Annotated in this window: 11 protein-coding genes; 1 reads left to right on the top strand and 10 read right to left on the bottom strand. The window is 73.0% G+C overall.

The annotated features are described in order from the left end of the window. Positions 1 to 172 precede the first annotated feature (172 nt). From obgE to AB0Q99_RS32860, 6 genes are all read right to left on the bottom strand, one after another. Positions 173 to 1,651 (bottom strand): GTPase ObgE, encoded by a 1,479-nt coding sequence (gene obgE, locus AB0Q99_RS32835; protein ID WP_363577656.1) that lies wholly within the window; start codon positions 1,649 to 1,651, stop codon positions 173 to 175. 118 nt (positions 1,652 to 1,769) lie between these two features. After that, positions 1,770 to 2,027, bottom strand: a complete 258-nt coding sequence (gene rpmA / locus AB0Q99_RS32840) for a 50S ribosomal protein L27 (RefSeq protein WP_030058248.1) — start codon at positions 2,025 to 2,027, stop codon at positions 1,770 to 1,772. Positions 2,028 to 2,041: 14 nt separating this feature from the next. After that, a complete protein-coding gene (gene rplU, locus AB0Q99_RS32845; protein WP_045696828.1) occupies positions 2,042 to 2,359 on the bottom strand; it encodes a 50S ribosomal protein L21 in 318 nt (105 codons plus the stop codon). A gap of 228 nt (positions 2,360 to 2,587) precedes the next feature. Next, on the bottom strand, positions 2,588 to 6,193 hold the full coding sequence (locus AB0Q99_RS32850; RefSeq protein ID WP_363577657.1) for an Rne/Rng family ribonuclease: 3,606 nt from the start codon (positions 6,191 to 6,193) through the stop codon (positions 2,588 to 2,590). Positions 6,194 to 6,589: 396 nt separating this feature from the next. Continuing rightward, the gene (locus AB0Q99_RS32855; protein WP_363577659.1) at positions 6,590 to 7,390 is read right to left on the bottom strand and encodes a TIGR03936 family radical SAM-associated protein; all 801 of its coding nucleotides are present in this window, start codon (positions 7,388 to 7,390) and stop codon (positions 6,590 to 6,592) included. A gap of 235 nt (positions 7,391 to 7,625) precedes the next feature. After that, positions 7,626 to 9,554: a TIGR03960 family B12-binding radical SAM protein gene (locus AB0Q99_RS32860; protein WP_363577661.1), complete on the bottom strand. Its 1,929-nt coding sequence runs from the start codon at positions 9,552 to 9,554 to the stop codon at positions 7,626 to 7,628. A gap of 499 nt (positions 9,555 to 10,053) precedes the next feature. Between AB0Q99_RS32860 and AB0Q99_RS32865 the strand changes: the two genes are divergently transcribed. Next, on the top strand, positions 10,054 to 11,355 hold the full coding sequence (locus AB0Q99_RS32865; protein ID WP_363577663.1) for a M14 family zinc carboxypeptidase: 1,302 nt from the start codon (positions 10,054 to 10,056) through the stop codon (positions 11,353 to 11,355). Positions 11,356 to 11,456: 101 nt separating this feature from the next. On the opposite strand, the gene rodA is transcribed toward AB0Q99_RS32865, so the two are convergent. From rodA to mreC, 4 genes are read right to left on the bottom strand one after another with little or no spacing between them, the layout of a single operon-like run. Beyond that, positions 11,457 to 12,656: a rod shape-determining protein RodA gene (rodA, locus tag AB0Q99_RS32870; protein WP_363577665.1), complete on the bottom strand. Its 1,200-nt coding sequence runs from the start codon at positions 12,654 to 12,656 to the stop codon at positions 11,457 to 11,459. Further along, positions 12,653 to 15,001, bottom strand: a complete 2,349-nt coding sequence (gene mrdA / locus AB0Q99_RS32875) for a penicillin-binding protein 2 (RefSeq protein WP_363577667.1) — start codon at positions 14,999 to 15,001, stop codon at positions 12,653 to 12,655. The genes rodA and mrdA overlap by 4 nt, the downstream gene beginning before the upstream one ends. Positions 15,002 to 15,052: 51 nt before the next feature. Continuing rightward, on the bottom strand, positions 15,053 to 15,691 hold the full coding sequence (gene mreD / locus AB0Q99_RS32880) for a rod shape-determining protein MreD (RefSeq protein WP_363577669.1): 639 nt from the start codon (positions 15,689 to 15,691) through the stop codon (positions 15,053 to 15,055). 3 nt (positions 15,692 to 15,694) lie between these two features. Continuing rightward, complete coding sequence (gene mreC / locus AB0Q99_RS32885; RefSeq protein ID WP_363577671.1) at positions 15,695 to 16,609, bottom strand: rod shape-determining protein MreC; 915 nt, start codon at positions 16,607 to 16,609, stop codon at positions 15,695 to 15,697. Positions 16,610 to 16,726: the final 117 nt, after the last annotated feature.

The raw sequence follows: 16,726 nt of genomic DNA on the forward strand, positions 1-16,726 counted from the left end.
CCCCTGACCAACGGTCAGATCGGCGGACGGTTCCTTGCCCGCTGTACCCATTCGCCTTCGTCCCTTCCTCGTCACGACAGGGCGGTGACGCCGCGCCACCCGTGCGCACGGGAGCGGCCCCCGCCACCTCGACAGGTGGCGGGGGCCGCTCGCGTCAGCCGGTCGGACCGGCTCAGGACTCGTCGTCGCCCTCGTCGATGGCGGCCTGGCGGCCGCTGGACAGCGCCTCGAAGGCGAGGAACTCGGCCTCGGCCGCGTCGCGGCCCTTCTGCTTCTCGCGGCGGCGGTCGACCGCCGGGCGCTGGGTCTCCATCCGGTGGTCCTCACCGCGGCGGCCGAGCATCTCGGCGCCGGCGGCCATGGTCGGCTCCCAGTCGAAGACGACGGCGTTCTCGTCCGGGCCGATGATGACGGTGTCGCCCTCGTGCGCCCCGACCTTCCAGAGCTTCTCCTCGACGCCGAGGCGGGCCAGCCGGTCGGCGAGGTAGCCGACGGCCTCGTCGTTGCTGAAGTCGGTCTGGCGGACCCAGCGCTCCGGCTTGACGCCGCGGATGCGGTACGCGCCGTCCTCCTCGGTGATGGTGAAGCCCGCGTCGTCGACGGCCGCCGGCCGCAGCACGATCCGGGTGGACTCCTCGGCCGGCTTGGCGGCGCGCGCCTCGGCGACGATCCGCGCCACCGCGAAGCTCAGCTCGCGCAGGCCCTTGCGGGAGGCGGCGGAGACCTCGAAGACCTGGTAGCCGCGCTCCTCAAGGGAGGCGCGGGTCAGGTCGGCGATGTCCTGGCCGTCCGGCACGTCCACCTTGTTGAGCGCGACCAGGCGCGGACGGTCCTCCAGGCCGCCGTACTCGGCGAGCTCGGCCTCGATGGTCTCCAGGTCGCTCAGCGGGTCGCGGCCGGGCTCCAGGGTGGCGCAGTCCAGCACGTGGACCAGCACCGAACAGCGCTCGACGTGCCGCAGGAACTCCAGGCCCAGTCCCCGGCCCTGGCTGGCGCCCGGGATCAGGCCGGGGACGTCGGCGATGGTGTAGACGGTCTCGCCCGCGGTGACCACGCCGAGGTTGGGGATCAGGGTGGTGAACGGATAGTCCGCGATCTTCGGCTTGGCGGCGGAGAGCACCGAGATCAGCGAGGACTTGCCGGCGCTCGGGTAACCCACGAGGGCCACGTCGGCGACGGACTTGAGCTCCATGACGATGTCACGGGCCTCGCCGGGCTCGCCGAGCAGCGCGAAGCCGGGCGCCTTGCGGCGGGCCGAGGCCAGCGCGGCGTTGCCGAGGCCGCCGCGACCGCCCTGGGCGGCGACGAAGCTGGTGCCGTGCCCGACCAGGTCGGCCAGCACGTTGCCCTGGCGGTCCAGCACCACGGTGCCGTCCGGCACCAGGAGGACGAGGTCCTCGCCGTCCGCGCCGGTGCGGTTGCCGCCCGCGCCCGGCTTGCCGTTGGTGGCCTTGCGCTTGGGCGAGTGGTGGTACTCCAGCAGGGTGGTGACCTGCGAGTCCACGGTGAGGATGACGCTGCCGCCCTCACCGCCGTTGCCGCCGTCCGGGCCGCCGAGCGGCTTGAACTTCTCGCGGTGCACGGAGGCGCAGCCGTGGCCCCCGTTACCCGCGGCGACATGAAGTTCGACGCGGTCCACGAAGGTGGTCATGGGTGTGCCTCCAGTGCGCGAGAGTCTGCTTGCTACCTGCGTAAAGCGTGAAGGGTGGACCGGAGAATTCCGGCCCACCCTTCACTGTGAGTCATGCGACTCGGGAGTCCGTTCGGACTCAGGCCTCGACGGCCACGATGTTGACGACCTTGCGGCCGCGGCGGTTGCCGAACTGCACGGCACCGGCGGTCAGCGCGAACAGGGTGTCGTCGCCACCGCGACCGACGCCCGCACCCGGGTGGAAGTGGGTGCCGCGCTGGCGGACGAGGATCTCGCCGGCCGAGACGACCTGGCCGCCGAAGCGCTTCACGCCGAGGCGCTGGGCGTTCGAGTCACGGCCGTTACGGGTAGAGCTTGCGCCCTTCTTGTGTGCCATATCTCGCTATCCCCTTACTTGCTGACCGAGTCGATGCTGGTGATGCGCACCGCGGTGTGCTGCTGGCGGTGGCCCTGACGGCGGCGGTAGCCGGTCTTGTTCTTGTAACGCAGGATGACGATCTTGTCACCCTTGGTCTGGTCGACCACCTCGGCGTGAGCCTTCACGCCGGCCAGGACCCACGGGTCGGAGGTGACGGCGTCACCGTCGACGACGAGGATGGTCGAGAGCTCGACCGAGTCACCCGGCTTGGCCTCGATACGGTCGATCTCCAGCACGTCGCCCACGGCGACCTTGTGCTGGCGGCCGCCAGCGCGAACGATCGCGTACATGCGGTACCTGCTTTCCTTACTCGGTCGGAACCCCCGACGCCAGCTACCTGGGTACGGACACAGGAGCCTCTCCCCGACCCTCCGCGCGAACGCGGCGACCCCGGGAAGGTGATGTGCTCGGGAGCATGGCGTAGACACGCCGATGGTCAAGAATACGGACCGGCCGCCCAAGGGGCAAACCGGCCCGTACGGCCCGGGGCGGGAAGACTCCCGCCCCGGGCGTGGGCACTACTCGGACGCCGTATCACCCTCGGCGGCCGCGGCCTTCTTGGCCGCCGCGCTGGTCCGCTTGGTGGCGGTCTTGCGGGCGGTGGTCTTCTTGGCCGCCGTGGTCGTCTTCTTGGCGGCGGTCTTCTTCGCGGCGGTCTTCTTCGCGGCGGTCTTGCGGGCGGCCCGCTTCTTCGGCGCCGGTGCCTCCTCGGCGGCGGCCTCCTCGGCCGGAGTCTCGACCGGGGCCTCCTCGACCGGGGCGGCGGGAGCCTCGGCGGCCTCCGCCTCCGGGGTCCCGGCGACCACGGCCTCCTCGACCACGACTGGCTCCGCGGCAGCCGGGGATGCGGCCTCCAGGGCCGCCTCCAGCGCCGCCTCGGCCTTCGCCTGCAGCACCACGATCTCGGCGGTGTCCGGCGAACCGGCCGGAGCCGTCGCCTTGCGCACCGCACGGCGGCGCGGACGGCCCGCCGGAGCGGCCACCGGGGCCTCGACCACCGGCGCCTCGACGACCGCGGCCTCGGCGGCCTCGACGCCCGGGACCTCCAGGGCCAGCTGGCCCTCGATCTCCTCGCGCACCGGCTCGCCCGACAGCTCGGCGACCCCCGCCGCGGCGACCTGCTCGGCGGCCTCGGCCACCGCCTCGGTCACGACGGCCTCGACGGCCTGCGGCTCCTCCTGGCCCGCACCGCCCTTGCCCCGGCGGCGGCGCTTGCCGCCGCCCGTGGCGACCTCGCCCGCCGGGGCGGCCGGGGCGTGCACGTGGGTGCTCGGCTGCTCCATGTGGACGATCACACCGCGGCCGTTGCAGTGCACGCAGGCCTCGGAGAAGGACTCCAGCAGGCCCTGGCCGACCCGCTTGCGGGTCATCTGGACCAGGCCCAGCGAGGTGACCTCGGCCACCTGGTGCTTGGTCCGGTCCCGGCCCAGGCACTCCAGCAGGCGGCGCAGGACGAGGTCGCGGTTGGACTCCAGCACCATGTCGATGAAGTCGATCACGATGATGCCGCCGAGGTCGCGCAGCCGCAGCTGGCGCACGATCTCCTCGGCCGCCTCGATGTTGTTCCGGGTGACCGTCTCCTCCAGGTTGCCGCCCTGGCCGACGAACTTCCCGGTGTTGACGTCGATGACGACCATCGCCTCGGTGCGGTCGATCACCAGCGAACCGCCGCTGGGCAGCCAGACCTTGCGGTCCAGGGCCTTCATCAGCTGCTCGTCGATCCGGTAGGTGGCGAACACGTCCACCTCGGAGGTCCACCGCTGGAGCCGCCCGGCGAGGTCCGGAGCGACGTTGGAGACGTACTCGTGGATGGTCTTCCACGCCTCGTCACCGGAGACGATGACCTTGGTGAAGTCCTCGTTGAAGATGTCGCGGACGACCCGGACGGTCATGTCCGGCTCGCCGTACAGCAGCGCCGGGGCGTTGCCGGTCGCGGCCTTCTTCCGGATGTCCTCCCACTGCTGCTGGAGGCGCTGGACGTCGCGGGTCAGCTCCTCCTCGGAGGCGCCCTCGGCGGCGGTGCGCACGATGACGCCCGCGTCGTCCGGGACGATCTTCTTGAGGATCTGCTTCAGACGGGCGCGCTCGTTCTCGGGCAGCTTGCGCGAGATGCCGGTCATCGAGCCCTCGGGCACGTACACCAGGTAGCGGCCGGGCAGCGAGATCTGGCTGGTCAGGCGGGCGCCCTTGTGGCCGATCGGGTCCTTGGAGACCTGCACCAGCACGGACTGGCCGGACTTCAGCACCGACTCGATCCGGCGCGGGCCGCCGTGGCCCAGCGCGCCGAAGTTGACCTCACCGGCGTACAGCACCGCGTTGCGGCCCTTGCCGATGTCGACGAAGGCGGCCTCCATCGACGGCAGCACGTTCTGGACCTTGCCCAGGTACACGTTGCCGACGTACGAGGTGGCCTGCTCCTTGTTGACGTAGTGCTCGACCAGCACGCCGTCCTCGAGGACGCCGATCTGGGTGCGCTGGCCGTTCTGGCGCACCACCATGACGCGCTCGACCGACTCGCGGCGGGCCAGGAACTCGGCCTCGGTGATGATCGGCACCCGGCGGCGGCCCAGCTCGCGGCCCTCGCGGCGGCGCTGCTTCTTGGCCTCCAGACGGGTCGAGCCCTTGATGGACTGCACCTCGTCCGGGTCGAAGGACGGCTCGGTGGAGCGACGGCGCGGCTCGCGCACCTTCACCACCGTGCGGACGCCGTCCTCGGTGGTCTCGGCGGTCTCCACCGCACCGGCCTCACCACTGCGGCGGCGACGGCGACGGCGACGGCGCGACGAGGACAGGCCGGCGGCGAGGTCGTCATCGTCCTCCTCCTCGTCCTCCTCCTCGACGGCGGCCCGGGCCGGCTCCTCGGCGGCGGGCTGCTCGGCCTCGGCGGCCTCGAACTCCTCGGCCTCGCCACGGCGACGGCGGCGGCCGCCCCGACGGCGACGGCGCGACGGACGGCCGTCGTCCTCCCACTCGCCCTCGGTCTCCGGACCGGCGACGGGGGCCTCCTCGACGGGCTCCTCCACGGCCTGCGGCTCGACCGGGGCGGCGGCGACCGGCGCCGGGGCGGGCTGCGCCACGGCGGCCTGGGCCGCGGCGGCGGGCGCCTTCGCGGCCGGTGCCTTGGCTCCCGACTTGCGGCGGCCCGGCTCGACCCGGGCGCGGACCCGGCGACGGCGGCCGACGCCGCTGTACTCGAACTCGTCCTCCTCGTCGCGCTCGGCGACGGCCGGGGCCTCGACCGGCGCCGGGGCGGCGGCGGGCTGCTGCGGCGCGACCGGCGCGGCCGGAGCGACGTAGGGGGCCGGCTCCTGGAACACCGGGGCCTGGAAGACCGCGGTGGCCGGGCGGACGGCGCGGCGGCGCACCCGGTGGTGCGGCTCGGCCTCGGCGGCCGGGGCGGGGGCCACGGGCTCGGCCGCCGGCGCGGCGGCGGCCTCCTCCTCCGGCTCCTCCGCGACGGCGGGCTCCTCGACCTGCGGCTCCTCGGCGACCGGCTCCTCGACCGGGGCCTCGACCACCGGCGCGGCCTCGACCACGCGACGGCGGCGGGCGCGGCGGGCCGGAGCGGCGGGGGCCTCCTCGGCCGCCGGCTCGGCGACCACGGGCGCGGGGGCCTCGACGGCGGGGGCCACCACGGCGGGGGCCTCGACAGCGGTCGTCTCGGCGGCGGGCGCCCCGGCCGGAGCCTCGGCCCGCTTGCGGGTCCGGCGAGCCCGAACGGGCTTCTCCGCCTTCTCCGCCTTCTCGTCCTTGTTCCCGGCCTGCGCCTCGACGGCGGTCTCCGCCACCGGGGCCTCGCCGGCCTCGGGCGCGGTGACCACGATCGCGGACGCCTCCGGCGTCCCGGCCGGAGCCTCGGCGCGCTTGCGGGTCCGGCGGGCCCGGACCGGCTTCTCGGCGACGGGCTCGGCGGCCGGAGCCGGAGCGGCCTCGGCCGTCGGCGCCTCGGCCGGCAGAACCGTCTCGGCCGCCTCGGCGGCCGCGCCCTGCGGGGTGCCCGCCGGGCGGGAGACCGCGCGGCGACGACGGCGCGGCGGCGCGGCGGACGCGCCCTCGCTGCCGGTCCCGGCGGTTTCGTTCGGTTCCGTCGCCGCGGTCTGCTGCGGATCGGTGTTATCGAGCATGCGGGTGGATCTCCCGTCAGGCCCCCGGGCTCCGCATCCGGGCACGGCACGGCACCGGTGGGCGGCCGGCATCGCGAGGATGCTCGGGCCGGACCCATTCACGGTGCCGCCGCGCGGACGCGAGGCCGCACAGGGGCTCGTAGTCTCGCTCGGCGCCCCACGCTCGGCGGGGTGTCGAAAGTCTTCTGGTCTGACCAGTCTTCTGAGGTTTTCCCAAGCTGCGCCGTCCCCCAACCCCGGGTGGCTCCCGGACCGGGTCCCGGGCCCACCGGCCGTCCTGGCCGGCAGGCCCCGGTTGGCAGGCCTGTGCTGCGACGACGCTCGCTCCCCTGGGGAGCCGCGGGAACCCTGGAGGACCATCGGGCCCAGTGAGTCACTGGACCCGGCCTCCGCCCGCTAGGCGGGCGCGGTAGCGCGCGGCCCGGCGCCCGGCTCCGAGCCGGCCTGGGCCGCGGCGCGGTCGAGCGCCAGCGGGTCGGTCACCGTGCCGGTCCCCTCGTCGAGCGGCCCCTGCGCCAGCCTGGTCACCTCTGCGGGGACCGGCGGCGCCAGGTCGGCCGTCGCACGGAGACCGGACAATACGTCGTCGGGTCGTACGGCGGGTGTGGCGTGTCGTACTACCAGGCGCAGTATCGCACAGGGACGGCCGGTCCGAACATCGCGGTCGGTTCCGGCCCCCGTGTCCGCACCGCCGTCGACCTGGGGCGGGACGACTTCGAGCGCCGCCACCGCGCCGCGCGCGTCGAAGACCCGCACGCCGTTCTTGGTGAGGCGTTCGACCTCGACCCGTTCCTCGGCCAGGAACCGCGCCGCCGCGCCGGCCGCCTGGTCCGGCTCGACGCCGTCCAGCCGGACCAGCCACTCGGAGGCCTCCAGGCGCTCCACGAAGTTCGGCGTGCGCACCTCGACCGCGTCGATCACGTCCAGACCGGCCGGCAGCGACTCGTCCAGCTGCGCCCGCAGCTGCTCGGGGTCGCGGACGGCGGCCAGGCCGATCTCCAGGTACTCCGCCTCGCTCGCCACCCCGGTGGGGGCCGCGTTGGCGTAGGAGACCTTCGGGTGCGGGGTGAAGCCGGCCGAATAGGCCATCGGAACGGCGGACCGGCGCAGGGCGCGCTCGAAGGCGCGCTGGAAGTCGCGGTGGCTGGTGAAGCGGAGCCGGCCGCGCTTGGTGTAGCGGAGACGAATCCGCTGCACCGTCGGCGCGGGCGGCGGACCGTCGGGCGTACGGCGTGCCAGGGTCGCTCAGTCCTTAGTCAGTTGTCCCCGTCCGACGTGGCGTGTTCCCGCCACTGTCCGGACTCTGTCACCTCAAAGGGTACGCGCCCCGCCGGCCCGCTCGCTCCGCCCCTGGTCAGCCGCACACAGACGACCCCCGACCGGAGCGTTCCGGCCGGGGGTCGCGGATGTGGCAACCGTCACGCGACGGCGACTACTTGTTGACGACCGTCAGCGGCAGCAGCTTCTTGCCGGTGGGGCCGATCTGGATGTCGAGGCCGAGCTGCGGACACACCCCGCAGTCGAAGCACGGCGTCCAGCGGCAGTCGTCGACCTCGACCTCCTCCAGCGCGTCCTGCCAGTCCTCCCAGAGCCAGTCCTTGTCGAGGCCGCTGTCCAGGTGGTCCCAGGGCAGCACCTCCTCGTAGGTGCGCTCGCGAGTGGTGTACCAGTCGACGTCGACGCCGGTGCCGGACAGGCCCTTGTCGGCGCAGGCGATCCAGCGGTCGTACGAGAAGTACTCGCGCCAACCGTCGAAGCGGCCGCCGTCCTCGTAGACCGCGCGGATGACCGCTCCGACCCGGCGGTCGCCGCGGGAGAGCAGGCCCTCGATGATGCCCGGCTTGCCGTCGTGGTAGCGGTAGCCGATGTTCTTGCCGTACTTGCGGTCGCCGCGGATGGAGTCGCGCAGCTTGGCCAGGCGGGCGTCGGTGGCCTCGGCGGACAGCTGCGGGGCCCACTGGAACGGGGTGTGCGGCTTGGGCACGAACCCGCCGATGGAGACGGTGCAGCGGATGTCGTTCTGACCGGTGACCTCGCGGCCCTTCTGGATGACGTTCTTCGCCATCTCGCCGATCTGGAGCACGTCCTCGTCGGTCTCGGTCGGCAGGCCGCACATGAAGTACAGCTTCACCTGGCGCCAGCCGTTGCCGTACGCGGTGGCGACGGTGCGGATCAGGTCCTCCTCCGACACCATCTTGTTGATCACCTTGCGCATGCGCTCGCTGCCGCCCTCGGGGGCGAAGGTGAGGCCCGAGCGGCGCCCGTTGCGGGACAGCTCGTTGGCGAGGTCGATGTTGAAGGCGTCGACGCGGGTGGACGGCAGCGACAGGCCGATCTTGTCCTCGGTGTAGCGGTCCGCCAGGCCCTTGGCGATCTCGCCGATCTCGGTGTGGTCGGCGCTGGACAGCGACAGCAGGCCGACCTCCTCGAAGCCGGTCGCCTTCAGTCCGCGGTCGACCATCTCGCCGATGCCGGTGATGCTTCGCTCCCGCACGGGGCGCGTGATCATGCCGGCCTGGCAGAAGCGGCAGCCGCGGGTGCAGCCGCGGAAGATCTCCACGGACATCCGCTCGTGGACCGTCTCCGCGAGCGGGACCAGCGGCTGCTTGGGGTACGGCCACTCGTCCAGGTCCATCACGGTGTGCTTGGACACCCGCCACGGCACGCCCGGGGCGTTCGGCACGACGCGGCCGATCCGGCCGTCGGCCAGGTACTCCACGTCGTAGAACTTCGGGACGTACACCCCGCCGGTGCGGGCCAGCCGCAGCAGCACCTCGTCGCGCCCGCCCGGGCGGCCCTCGGCCTTCCAGGCGCGGACGATCTCGGTGATGTCGAGCACGGCCTGCTCGCCGTCGCCGACCACCGCGCAGTCCAGGAAGTCCGCGATCGGCTCGGGGTTGAAGGCCGCGTGGCCGCCGGCCAGGACGATCGGGTCCTCGTCGGTGCGGTCCTTGGCCTCCAGCGGGATGCCGGCCAGGTCGAGCGCGGTCAGCATGTTGGTGTAGCCGAGCTCGGTGGAGAACGACAGGCCGAACACGTCGAAGGCCTTCACCGGGCGGTGGGCGTCGACGGTGAACTGCGGGACGCGGTGCTCGCGCATCAGCGCCTCGAGGTCCGGCCAGACGCTGTAGGTGCGCTCGGCGAGCACACCCTCGCGCTCGTTCAGCACCTCGTAGAGGATCATGACGCCCTGGTTGGGCAGGCCGACCTCGTAGGCGTCGGGGTACATCAGCGCCCAGCGGACGTCGCAGGCGTCCCAGTCCTTGACGGTCGAGTTGAGCTCGCCGCCGACGTACTGGATCGGCTTCTGGACGTGCGGGAGGAGGGCCTCCAGGCGTGGGAAGACCGATTCGACAGTCATGTACTAGGAACCCTTACGACGTGATTCGGTGCCGCGAGTCGGCACGGGAGGGGTGACCCTCAAGGGTAGCCCAATCCGGGGATCGGGCCGCCTGCCCCGGAGCACGGGCCCTCCGCGCTCCGGCGCGACCCGGTCGTCCGGCACCCGCCCCGGTACGCGCAGTGCGCGCCCGCCGCCCGGTGCCGTCCGCCGTTGACACGCCCGGACGGCCCGTGCGCTACTGACAGGGCTCCGCCAAGAACCCCTGTGCCCCTTCCGGACAAGGGAGTTGGGTCGTACGCTCGGCCCTCGTCGGAGTTCCCCCGGCGATGCCCTCTCCCGCCCCTCCCACACGGCCCCGTCCACCCTCACCAGGCCTGTCCCGTGTCCGCCCGGCCGCCGTCCCCGGCCCGCGGTGCCCCGTCCTCCGCCCGCACTCCGTGCCCGGCGGCGCACTCGCGCACCCGCGCGCCCGCGCCCCGGCGGCCGTACGAGCCCTACGACCGGCGCAAGGAGAACCATGACCGACACCGGTCGGCGGATCCGCCCCCTCCGGACCCTCGACGCCCGGCCGGCCCGCTACCCCTCGCCCGCCCAGGCCGAGTGCGCCGCCCGGCGGCTCGCCCTGCGCCACCCGGACCGCTGCCGGCTGCGCGAGGTGGGCCGTTCCCGGGCCGGACGCCCGCTGCTGCTGCTCTCCGTCGACCGCGGCCCGCGCACCGCGCTGGTGGTCGGCGGCCCGCACCCGAACGAACCGATCGGCACGGCCGGGGCGGTCCGGCTGGCCGAGCTGCTGCTGGACCGCCCGGCCCGCCCCGGTCTGTCCTGGCACCTGCTGCTCTGCCTGGACCCGGACGGCGCGGCGCTCAACGCCGGCTGGTTGGACGGACCGCTCACCATGCACCGCCACTACGAGCACTTCTTCCGCCCCGCCTTCGAGGAGCAGCCCGAGCTGCTGCCCGCCCCCGGCTCCGGCCGCCCGCCGATGCCGGAGAGCCTGGCGCTGACCGGTCTGATCGACGAGCTGCGCCCGTTCCTGCAGTGTTCGCTGCACGGGGTGGACTTCGGCGGGTCCTTCGTCCAGCTCACCGGCCCGGTCCCCGGGTTGTCCGAGCGCTTCGCCCGTTCCGCCGAGCGGGCCGGTCTCCCGCTCGACGTGGACTCCTACGACGCGATCGGCTGGGCCAGCCCCGCCCCCGGCACCTATCTGATGCCGACCCCGGGCAGCTCGGAGGCCTCCCGGGCGCTGCCGGACGAGCCTGAGCTGTCCACCTGGTCCTACGCGGCCCGGCACGGTGCGGTCAGCGCCGTCCTGGAGGTCCCGATGTGGGCCGTGGACGCGGTCGGCGACGCCCGCCCGCACCCGGCCGGGCCGCAGGCCCTCACCGCCGCCGCCCGTGACCTCACCGCGCGCGCCGAGGAACTGACCGCCCTGCTCGCCCGCGTCCCCGCGCACGGCCACGAGGCGTACGGCCCGCTGGTGCGCACCGCCGAGTTCAACCTGGCGGTGGCCCCGCGGGTGGCCGAGGAGTGGTTGGACCGCTGGCGCCCCGGGCCGCTCTCCTCCTCGCGGGTGACCACCGCCGGGCTGGTGGCGGCCCGGCTGCCTCTGCGGGTCGCGTCGATCCTGCTGCGTCTGCTCGCGGACGCCCGCGGCCCGGGTGCGGAGGCCGCCCGCGAGCGTGCCCGTGCCGTCGTCACGGACAGCCTGGACCGGCTGCGGCACCGTTTCGGGGCCCGCTGGGTGCCGGTGCAGGAGCAGCTGGCCCACCAGACCCGCGCCGTCCTCACCGCCGCCGACTGCCTGCTCCAGGCGAACTGACGCTTCGTCAGAAATGCTTCCGGGAAAGGAGATCAGCCCAGGCCCGGGCATGCGAAGGGGCCGGCCCGGGATTCCCCGGACCGGCCCCTTCGCACCGCTTCTCAGGCCGCTATCGGCCGCTGGCTCCGCACCGCCTGGAGCAGCCCGACCGCGACCCAGTTCGCGAACATCGAGGACCCGCCGTACGAGACGAACGGCAGCGGGATGCCGGCGACCGGCATGATCCCCAGGCACATCCCTATGTTCTCGAAGGCCTGGAAGGACAGCCAGGCGATGATCCCGGCCGCCACGATCGTGCCGTACAGGTCGGTCGCCTGCCGGGCGATCCGACAGGCCCGCCAGAGCACCACGCCGACCAGCAGGATGATCGCCAGTGCCCCGACGAAGCCGAGTTCCTCGCCCGCGACGGTGAACACGAAGTCGGTCTGCTGCTCCGGCACGAACTGCCCGGTGGTCTGCGTCCCGTGGAACAGTCCCTTGCCGGTCAGCCCGCCCGAGCCGATCGCGATCCGGGCCTGCGCGGTGTTGTAGCCGACGCCGTTCGGGTCCAGCTGCGGGTTGGCGAACGCGGCGAAGCGGTCGATCTGGTACTTGCTCAGCAGTCCGAACTTCCAGATCGCCACGCACCCGGCGGCGCCGGTCACCAGCAGCCCGAGGACCCAGCGGTTGGCGGCGCCCGAGCCGAGCAGGATGCCCAGCACGATGGCGGCCATCACCATCACCGAGCCGGCGTCGGGCATCAGCAGCACTATGCACATCGGCATCCCGGCCCAGACCAGGCCGCGGAACACGGCCCGGTGCGAGGGGAACTCCCGCTCCCCCGCGTCCACCTGGTCCGACAGCACGACCGCCATCGCCAGCACGATCGCGAGCTTGGCGAACTCGGCGGGCTGGATCGAGAAGCCGCCGCCGAGCTGGATCCAGGAGTGCGCGCCGTTGATGGTCGAGCCCAGCGGGCTGAGCGTCGCCAGCAGCAGCAGGATCACGCCGACGTACAGGAACGGCACGATGGTGCGGAAGCGGCGGCTCCCTATCGCTATCACCACGGAGCACAGCACCAGCCCGACCACGAAGTTGGTCAGGTGCCGGTACAGGAAGTACTGCGGGTCCCCGTGAGTGAGCGAGTCGCGCCCCCGGGTGGCCGACCAGACCAGCAGCGAGCTGCCGGCCGAGAGGGCCAGTGCGGCCAGCAGCAGTATCCAGTCCAGCCGCCAGAGCGGGGAGTCCTTGGCGAGGGCCTTGGGGACCCCGCCGCGCTGCGGGGCCAGCCGCAGCTGCCGGTAGGAGCCGTAGGAGGTCATGCCCGTCCCCTTCCCGGGCCGCGGCCGGGTTCGAGAGCGGCGTCGGCCGCGGTGTACGACGCCGGGCGGTCGGTCGGAGGTGTCTCGTCGAGGAAGGCCACCGCCGGGCCCGGGCCCGCGTCGAGCAGTGCCGGAGCCACGACGGGAACCGGAGCCGAAGCGGAAGCGGCCGTCTGGGCCGGCGCGGAAGTCGGCGCGGGCGCCGTGGCGCCCGGCACCGCCTGGTCGACGGAGTACGCGGCCGGCTTGATGATCGCGGTGCCGTCCGGGTTGAACTTCGGCAGCTCCGCCTGCGGGGCGGGCAGCAGCGCCTTGCCGTTGTCGATGGTGCCCTTGTCGTCCACGCCGTACAGCGCCTGGTAGATCCGGCGGACGGAGTCACCGGACCCGCCGGAGCCGGTGCCGCCCTGGCTGATCGTCATGATGATCGCGTAGTCCTTGCTGTACGTGGCCAGCCAGGAGGTGGTCTGCTTGCCCTCGACCTCGGCGGTGCCGGTCTTGGCGTGCAGCGCGATCTTGTCCTGCGGCCAGCCGGCCTGCGAGAACTTCCAGGCGGCGGTGCCGCTCTTGACGACGCCCTCGGTGGCCTGGTTGATGTAGCTCAGCAGCTTCTGGTCGCCGGGGAACTGGGCGTCCGCCTGCGGGGCGATCTCGCGGACGAGGTCCCCGCCCGGGCTTATCACCGCCTTGGCGATGGTCGGGCGGTAGAAGGTGCCGCCGTTGGCCAGCGCCGAGTAGATCCGGGCCATCTGGACCGGGGTGACGAGGGTGTCGCCCTGGCCGATCGCGAAGTTGACGGCGTCACCGGCGCGCATCTGGTAGCCGTCGACGCAGTTCTCCTTGGCGATCTGGTCGGAGAAGCTGTTGCCGCCCTTCTTCGCCTGGGCGCACCAGGCGTCCTTGTTGTTGTCGTAGAAGGACTGCTTCCACTGCCGGTCCGGCACCCGGCCGGTCACCTCGGACGGCAGGTCGATGCCGGTCTTGGCGCCGAGGCCGAACTGGTGGGCGGTCTTGAAGAACCAGTCGGCCGGGTCCTTCTTCGGCTTGATGCCGCCGTCCTTCACCCACTGATCGTTCGCCAGGCCGTAGAAGACGGTGTCGCAGGAGACTTCGAGCGCCTTCTCCAGCGAGATGGAGCCGAAGCTCTCGCTCTCGAAGTTCTTGAACTCGCGACCGCCGATGGTCATGCTCTTCGGGCACGGGTAGGTGCCGTCCAGCGAGTAGCCGGCCTGCACGGCGGCGGTGGTGGAGATGACCTTGAAGGTCGAGCCGGGGGCGGACTGACCCTGTATGGCGCGGTTGAGCAGCGGGAAGTTGGAGTCCTTGCTGGTCAGCGACTGGTAGTCCTTACCGCTGATGCCGCCCACCCAGAGGTTCGGGTCGTAGGTGGGGGCGCTCGCCATGGCGATGATCCGGCCGGTGTGCACGTCCATCACCACGGCGGCGCCGGAGTCGGCCTCGTAGTTGCGGTTGGTGACCTTGTCGAAGGTCTTCCGGGCGTCGGCGATGGCCTGCGCGAGGTTGTCCTCGACCACCTTCTGCACCCGGGCGTCGATGCTGGTGACCAGGTTGTCGCCGGTCTGCGGGGCGACGGCGCCGGCGGTGCCGATCACCCGGCCGAGGTTGTCCACCTCCAGCTTGGTGATGCCGGCGGTGCCGCGCAGGTCGCGGTCGTACACCGACTCCAGGCCGGCCCGGCCGATCTGGTCGGCCGGCAGGTAGCGGTCCAGGCCGGTCTTGCCGGCGGTCTTGCTGACCTCCTCGTCGGTGACCGGCGAGAGGTAGCCGAGGACCTGGGCCATGTTGGCGCCCTCGGCGCCGGTGTAGCGGCGTACGGCGGTGGGCTGCGCGGTGACCCCGGGGAAGTCCTCGCGGCGCTCCATCATCTGCATCGCCTGCTGGGTGGTCGCCTCCTTGGTGACCGGGATCGGCTGGTAGGGCGAACCGTTCCAGCAGGGCTGCGGCGTCTTGGCGTCGCAGAGCCGGACCTTCTCCTGCACGTCCTTGGCGGGCATCCCCAGCACGTCGGCCAGCCGGGTCAGCACCGCCTTGCCGCCGTCCTTCTGCTGCAGCAGGGAGGTGCGGCTGACCGAGACCACCAGCCGGGTCTCGTTGCCGGCCAGCACCCGCCCGGAGGCGTCCAGGATCTCGCCGCGGACGGCCGGCTCGACCACCTCGCGGATGTGGTTGCCGGTCGCCTTGGCGGTGTACTCCTTGGCGTTGCGGATCTGCAGGTACCACAGCCGCCCGCCGAGGGTGGCGAGCAGCGACAGCACCAGGATCTGCAGCACCACCAGACGGATCGTCACCCGCCGGGTACGGCCGGTCTCGGGGATGTTGCTCACGTCTCGTGCGCTCCAGGATGCGGGGAGGTCGGGAGGTCGGGGCCGGGCCGGTTACGGGCGGCGGGCGAAGCCGGGCACGCGCCGCTTCTTGTAGGACGGGCCGGAGGAGACCTCGCGGGTGGTGCGGTAGCGGGCCAGCGTGCCCAGGCCCGGGCCGCCCTGGTCGTCGTCGGCGGCGGCCACCGGGTCGCGTCCGAAGCGGCGGCCGAGCAGCATCACCAGCGGCACCACGAACGGGGCCAGCAGCAGGTCGTAGAGCAGGGCGCTGACCACCAGGCCGCCGAGGCCGACGTGCCGGGCGGCGGTGTCGCCGACCAGGGCGCCGACCATGGCGTAGAGCAGGGTGGAGGCGATCGCCGCGGCGCCCACCACGAGCAGCGCGCCGGCGACGGAGCGCTGGCGGCCGTGGTCGGGGCGCAGCAGTCCGGCGGCGTAACCCATCAGGCAGAGCACCAGGGCGTAGCGGCCGATCGCGTGGTCGGAGGGCGGTGCGAGGTCGGCGAGCAGGCCGGCCGCGAAGCCGACCAGGCAGCCGCCGGTGGGCCCGTAGACCATGGCCAGGCCGACCACGACGAGCAGCAGTATGTCCGGGGTGGCTCCCGGGAGCTGGAGCCGGCCGAAGACGCTGACCTGGAGGATCAGGCCGAGCAGGATCAGGCAGGCGGAGACGGGGATGCGGGCGAGGCGCATGGCTCAGTTCCCCCCAGTGGGCTTGGCGGGCGGGGCGGCGGGGGTCTGGCCCGGTCCCGGGGGCGGCGGCAGGACGGCGTCGCGCGGGTCGGCGCGGGGCGGTACGACCACCACGCCGATCAGGTCCAGCCGGGTGAACTGGACGAAGGGCTCGACCAGGACGGTCTTGGTCAGCTGTCCGGCGTTGGCCTGGACCTCGGTGACCTTGCCGACCGGGACGCCGGGTACGAACGGGCGGCCGCTCTGCGAGCCGAAGGTGACCAGCCGGTCACCGGCCTTGACCTGGGCCTTGCCGTTGAGCAGGGAGACCTTCATCGGGCTGTCGCCGCCGCCGGAGGCGAAGCCGATCTCGCCGCTGCCCTCCAGGCGGGTGCCGGCCGAGAAGCCGGGGTCGGAGGCGAGCAGCACGGTGGCGGTGGTGGGGGCGACGGTGGTGATCCGGCCGACCAGGCCCTGACCGTTGATCACGGTCATGTCGCGGGTGAGGCCGTCGTCGCTGCCGGCGTCGATGGTGATGGTCCAGGAGAAGCCCTGGGCCGGGCCGATCGCGATGACCTGGGCGGCCTTGACGGTGTATCCGCCGGCACCGGCGGTGCGCAGCAGGTCGTCCAGCTGCTTGGTGCGTCCGGCGGCCATGTCGGAGGAGGCGAGCTTCTGCCGCAGTTCCGTGTTCTCGCGGGCGAGCTGGTCGGTGCGGCCGCTGTGGGTGGCGGTGTCCCGGAAGGCCCGGACGGTGTCGGCGACCGGGTCGACGGCGGTGGCGGCGGCGCGTTCGACGGGTCCGAGGACGTCGGCGGCCGCGTGCCGGGCGGGGCCGAGCGGGGAATCCTCACCGCCCTTGATGTCCACGGTGATCAGCGCGAAGGCGACGGCCACCAGCAGGATGAGCAGTAGCCGGCTCTCTCGTGTGTCCCTCACGGTGCTGGTACTGCCCCTTCGTACCTGGCGGCCGCCCGGGCCGTGGGTACCGCTACTACGACGTCCTCGGTGAGGTCGGCGGCCCCGTCTGGACCCCCGAGCGGGAGACCCTCCGGT

Origin of the sequence: Kitasatospora sp. NPDC086791 (assembly GCF_040685975.1) — a bacterium.
GTDB lineage: Bacteria > Actinomycetota > Actinomycetes > Streptomycetales > Streptomycetaceae > Kitasatospora.

Excerpts from the sequence above, each read along its gene's own strand:
- rpmA (WP_030058248.1), bottom strand. The coding sequence starts at position 2,027 with ATGGCACACAAGAAGGGCGCAAGCTCTACCCGTAACGGCCGTGACTCG.
- AB0Q99_RS32850 (WP_363577657.1), bottom strand. The coding sequence starts at position 6,193 with ATGCTCGATAACACCGATCCGCAGCAGACCGCGGCGACGGAACCGAAC.
- obgE (WP_363577656.1), bottom strand. The coding sequence starts at position 1,651 with ATGACCACCTTCGTGGACCGCGTCGAACTTCATGTCGCCGCGGGTAAC.
- rplU (WP_045696828.1), bottom strand. The coding sequence starts at position 2,359 with ATGTACGCGATCGTTCGCGCTGGCGGCCGCCAGCACAAGGTCGCCGTG.
- mreD (WP_363577669.1), bottom strand. The coding sequence starts at position 15,691 with ATGCGCCTCGCCCGCATCCCCGTCTCCGCCTGCCTGATCCTGCTCGGC.
- rodA (WP_363577665.1), bottom strand. The coding sequence starts at position 12,656 with ATGACCTCCTACGGCTCCTACCGGCAGCTGCGGCTGGCCCCGCAGCGC.
- AB0Q99_RS32860 (WP_363577661.1), bottom strand. The coding sequence starts at position 9,554 with ATGACTGTCGAATCGGTCTTCCCACGCCTGGAGGCCCTCCTCCCGCAC.
- AB0Q99_RS32865 (WP_363577663.1), top strand. The coding sequence starts at position 10,054 with ATGACCGACACCGGTCGGCGGATCCGCCCCCTCCGGACCCTCGACGCC.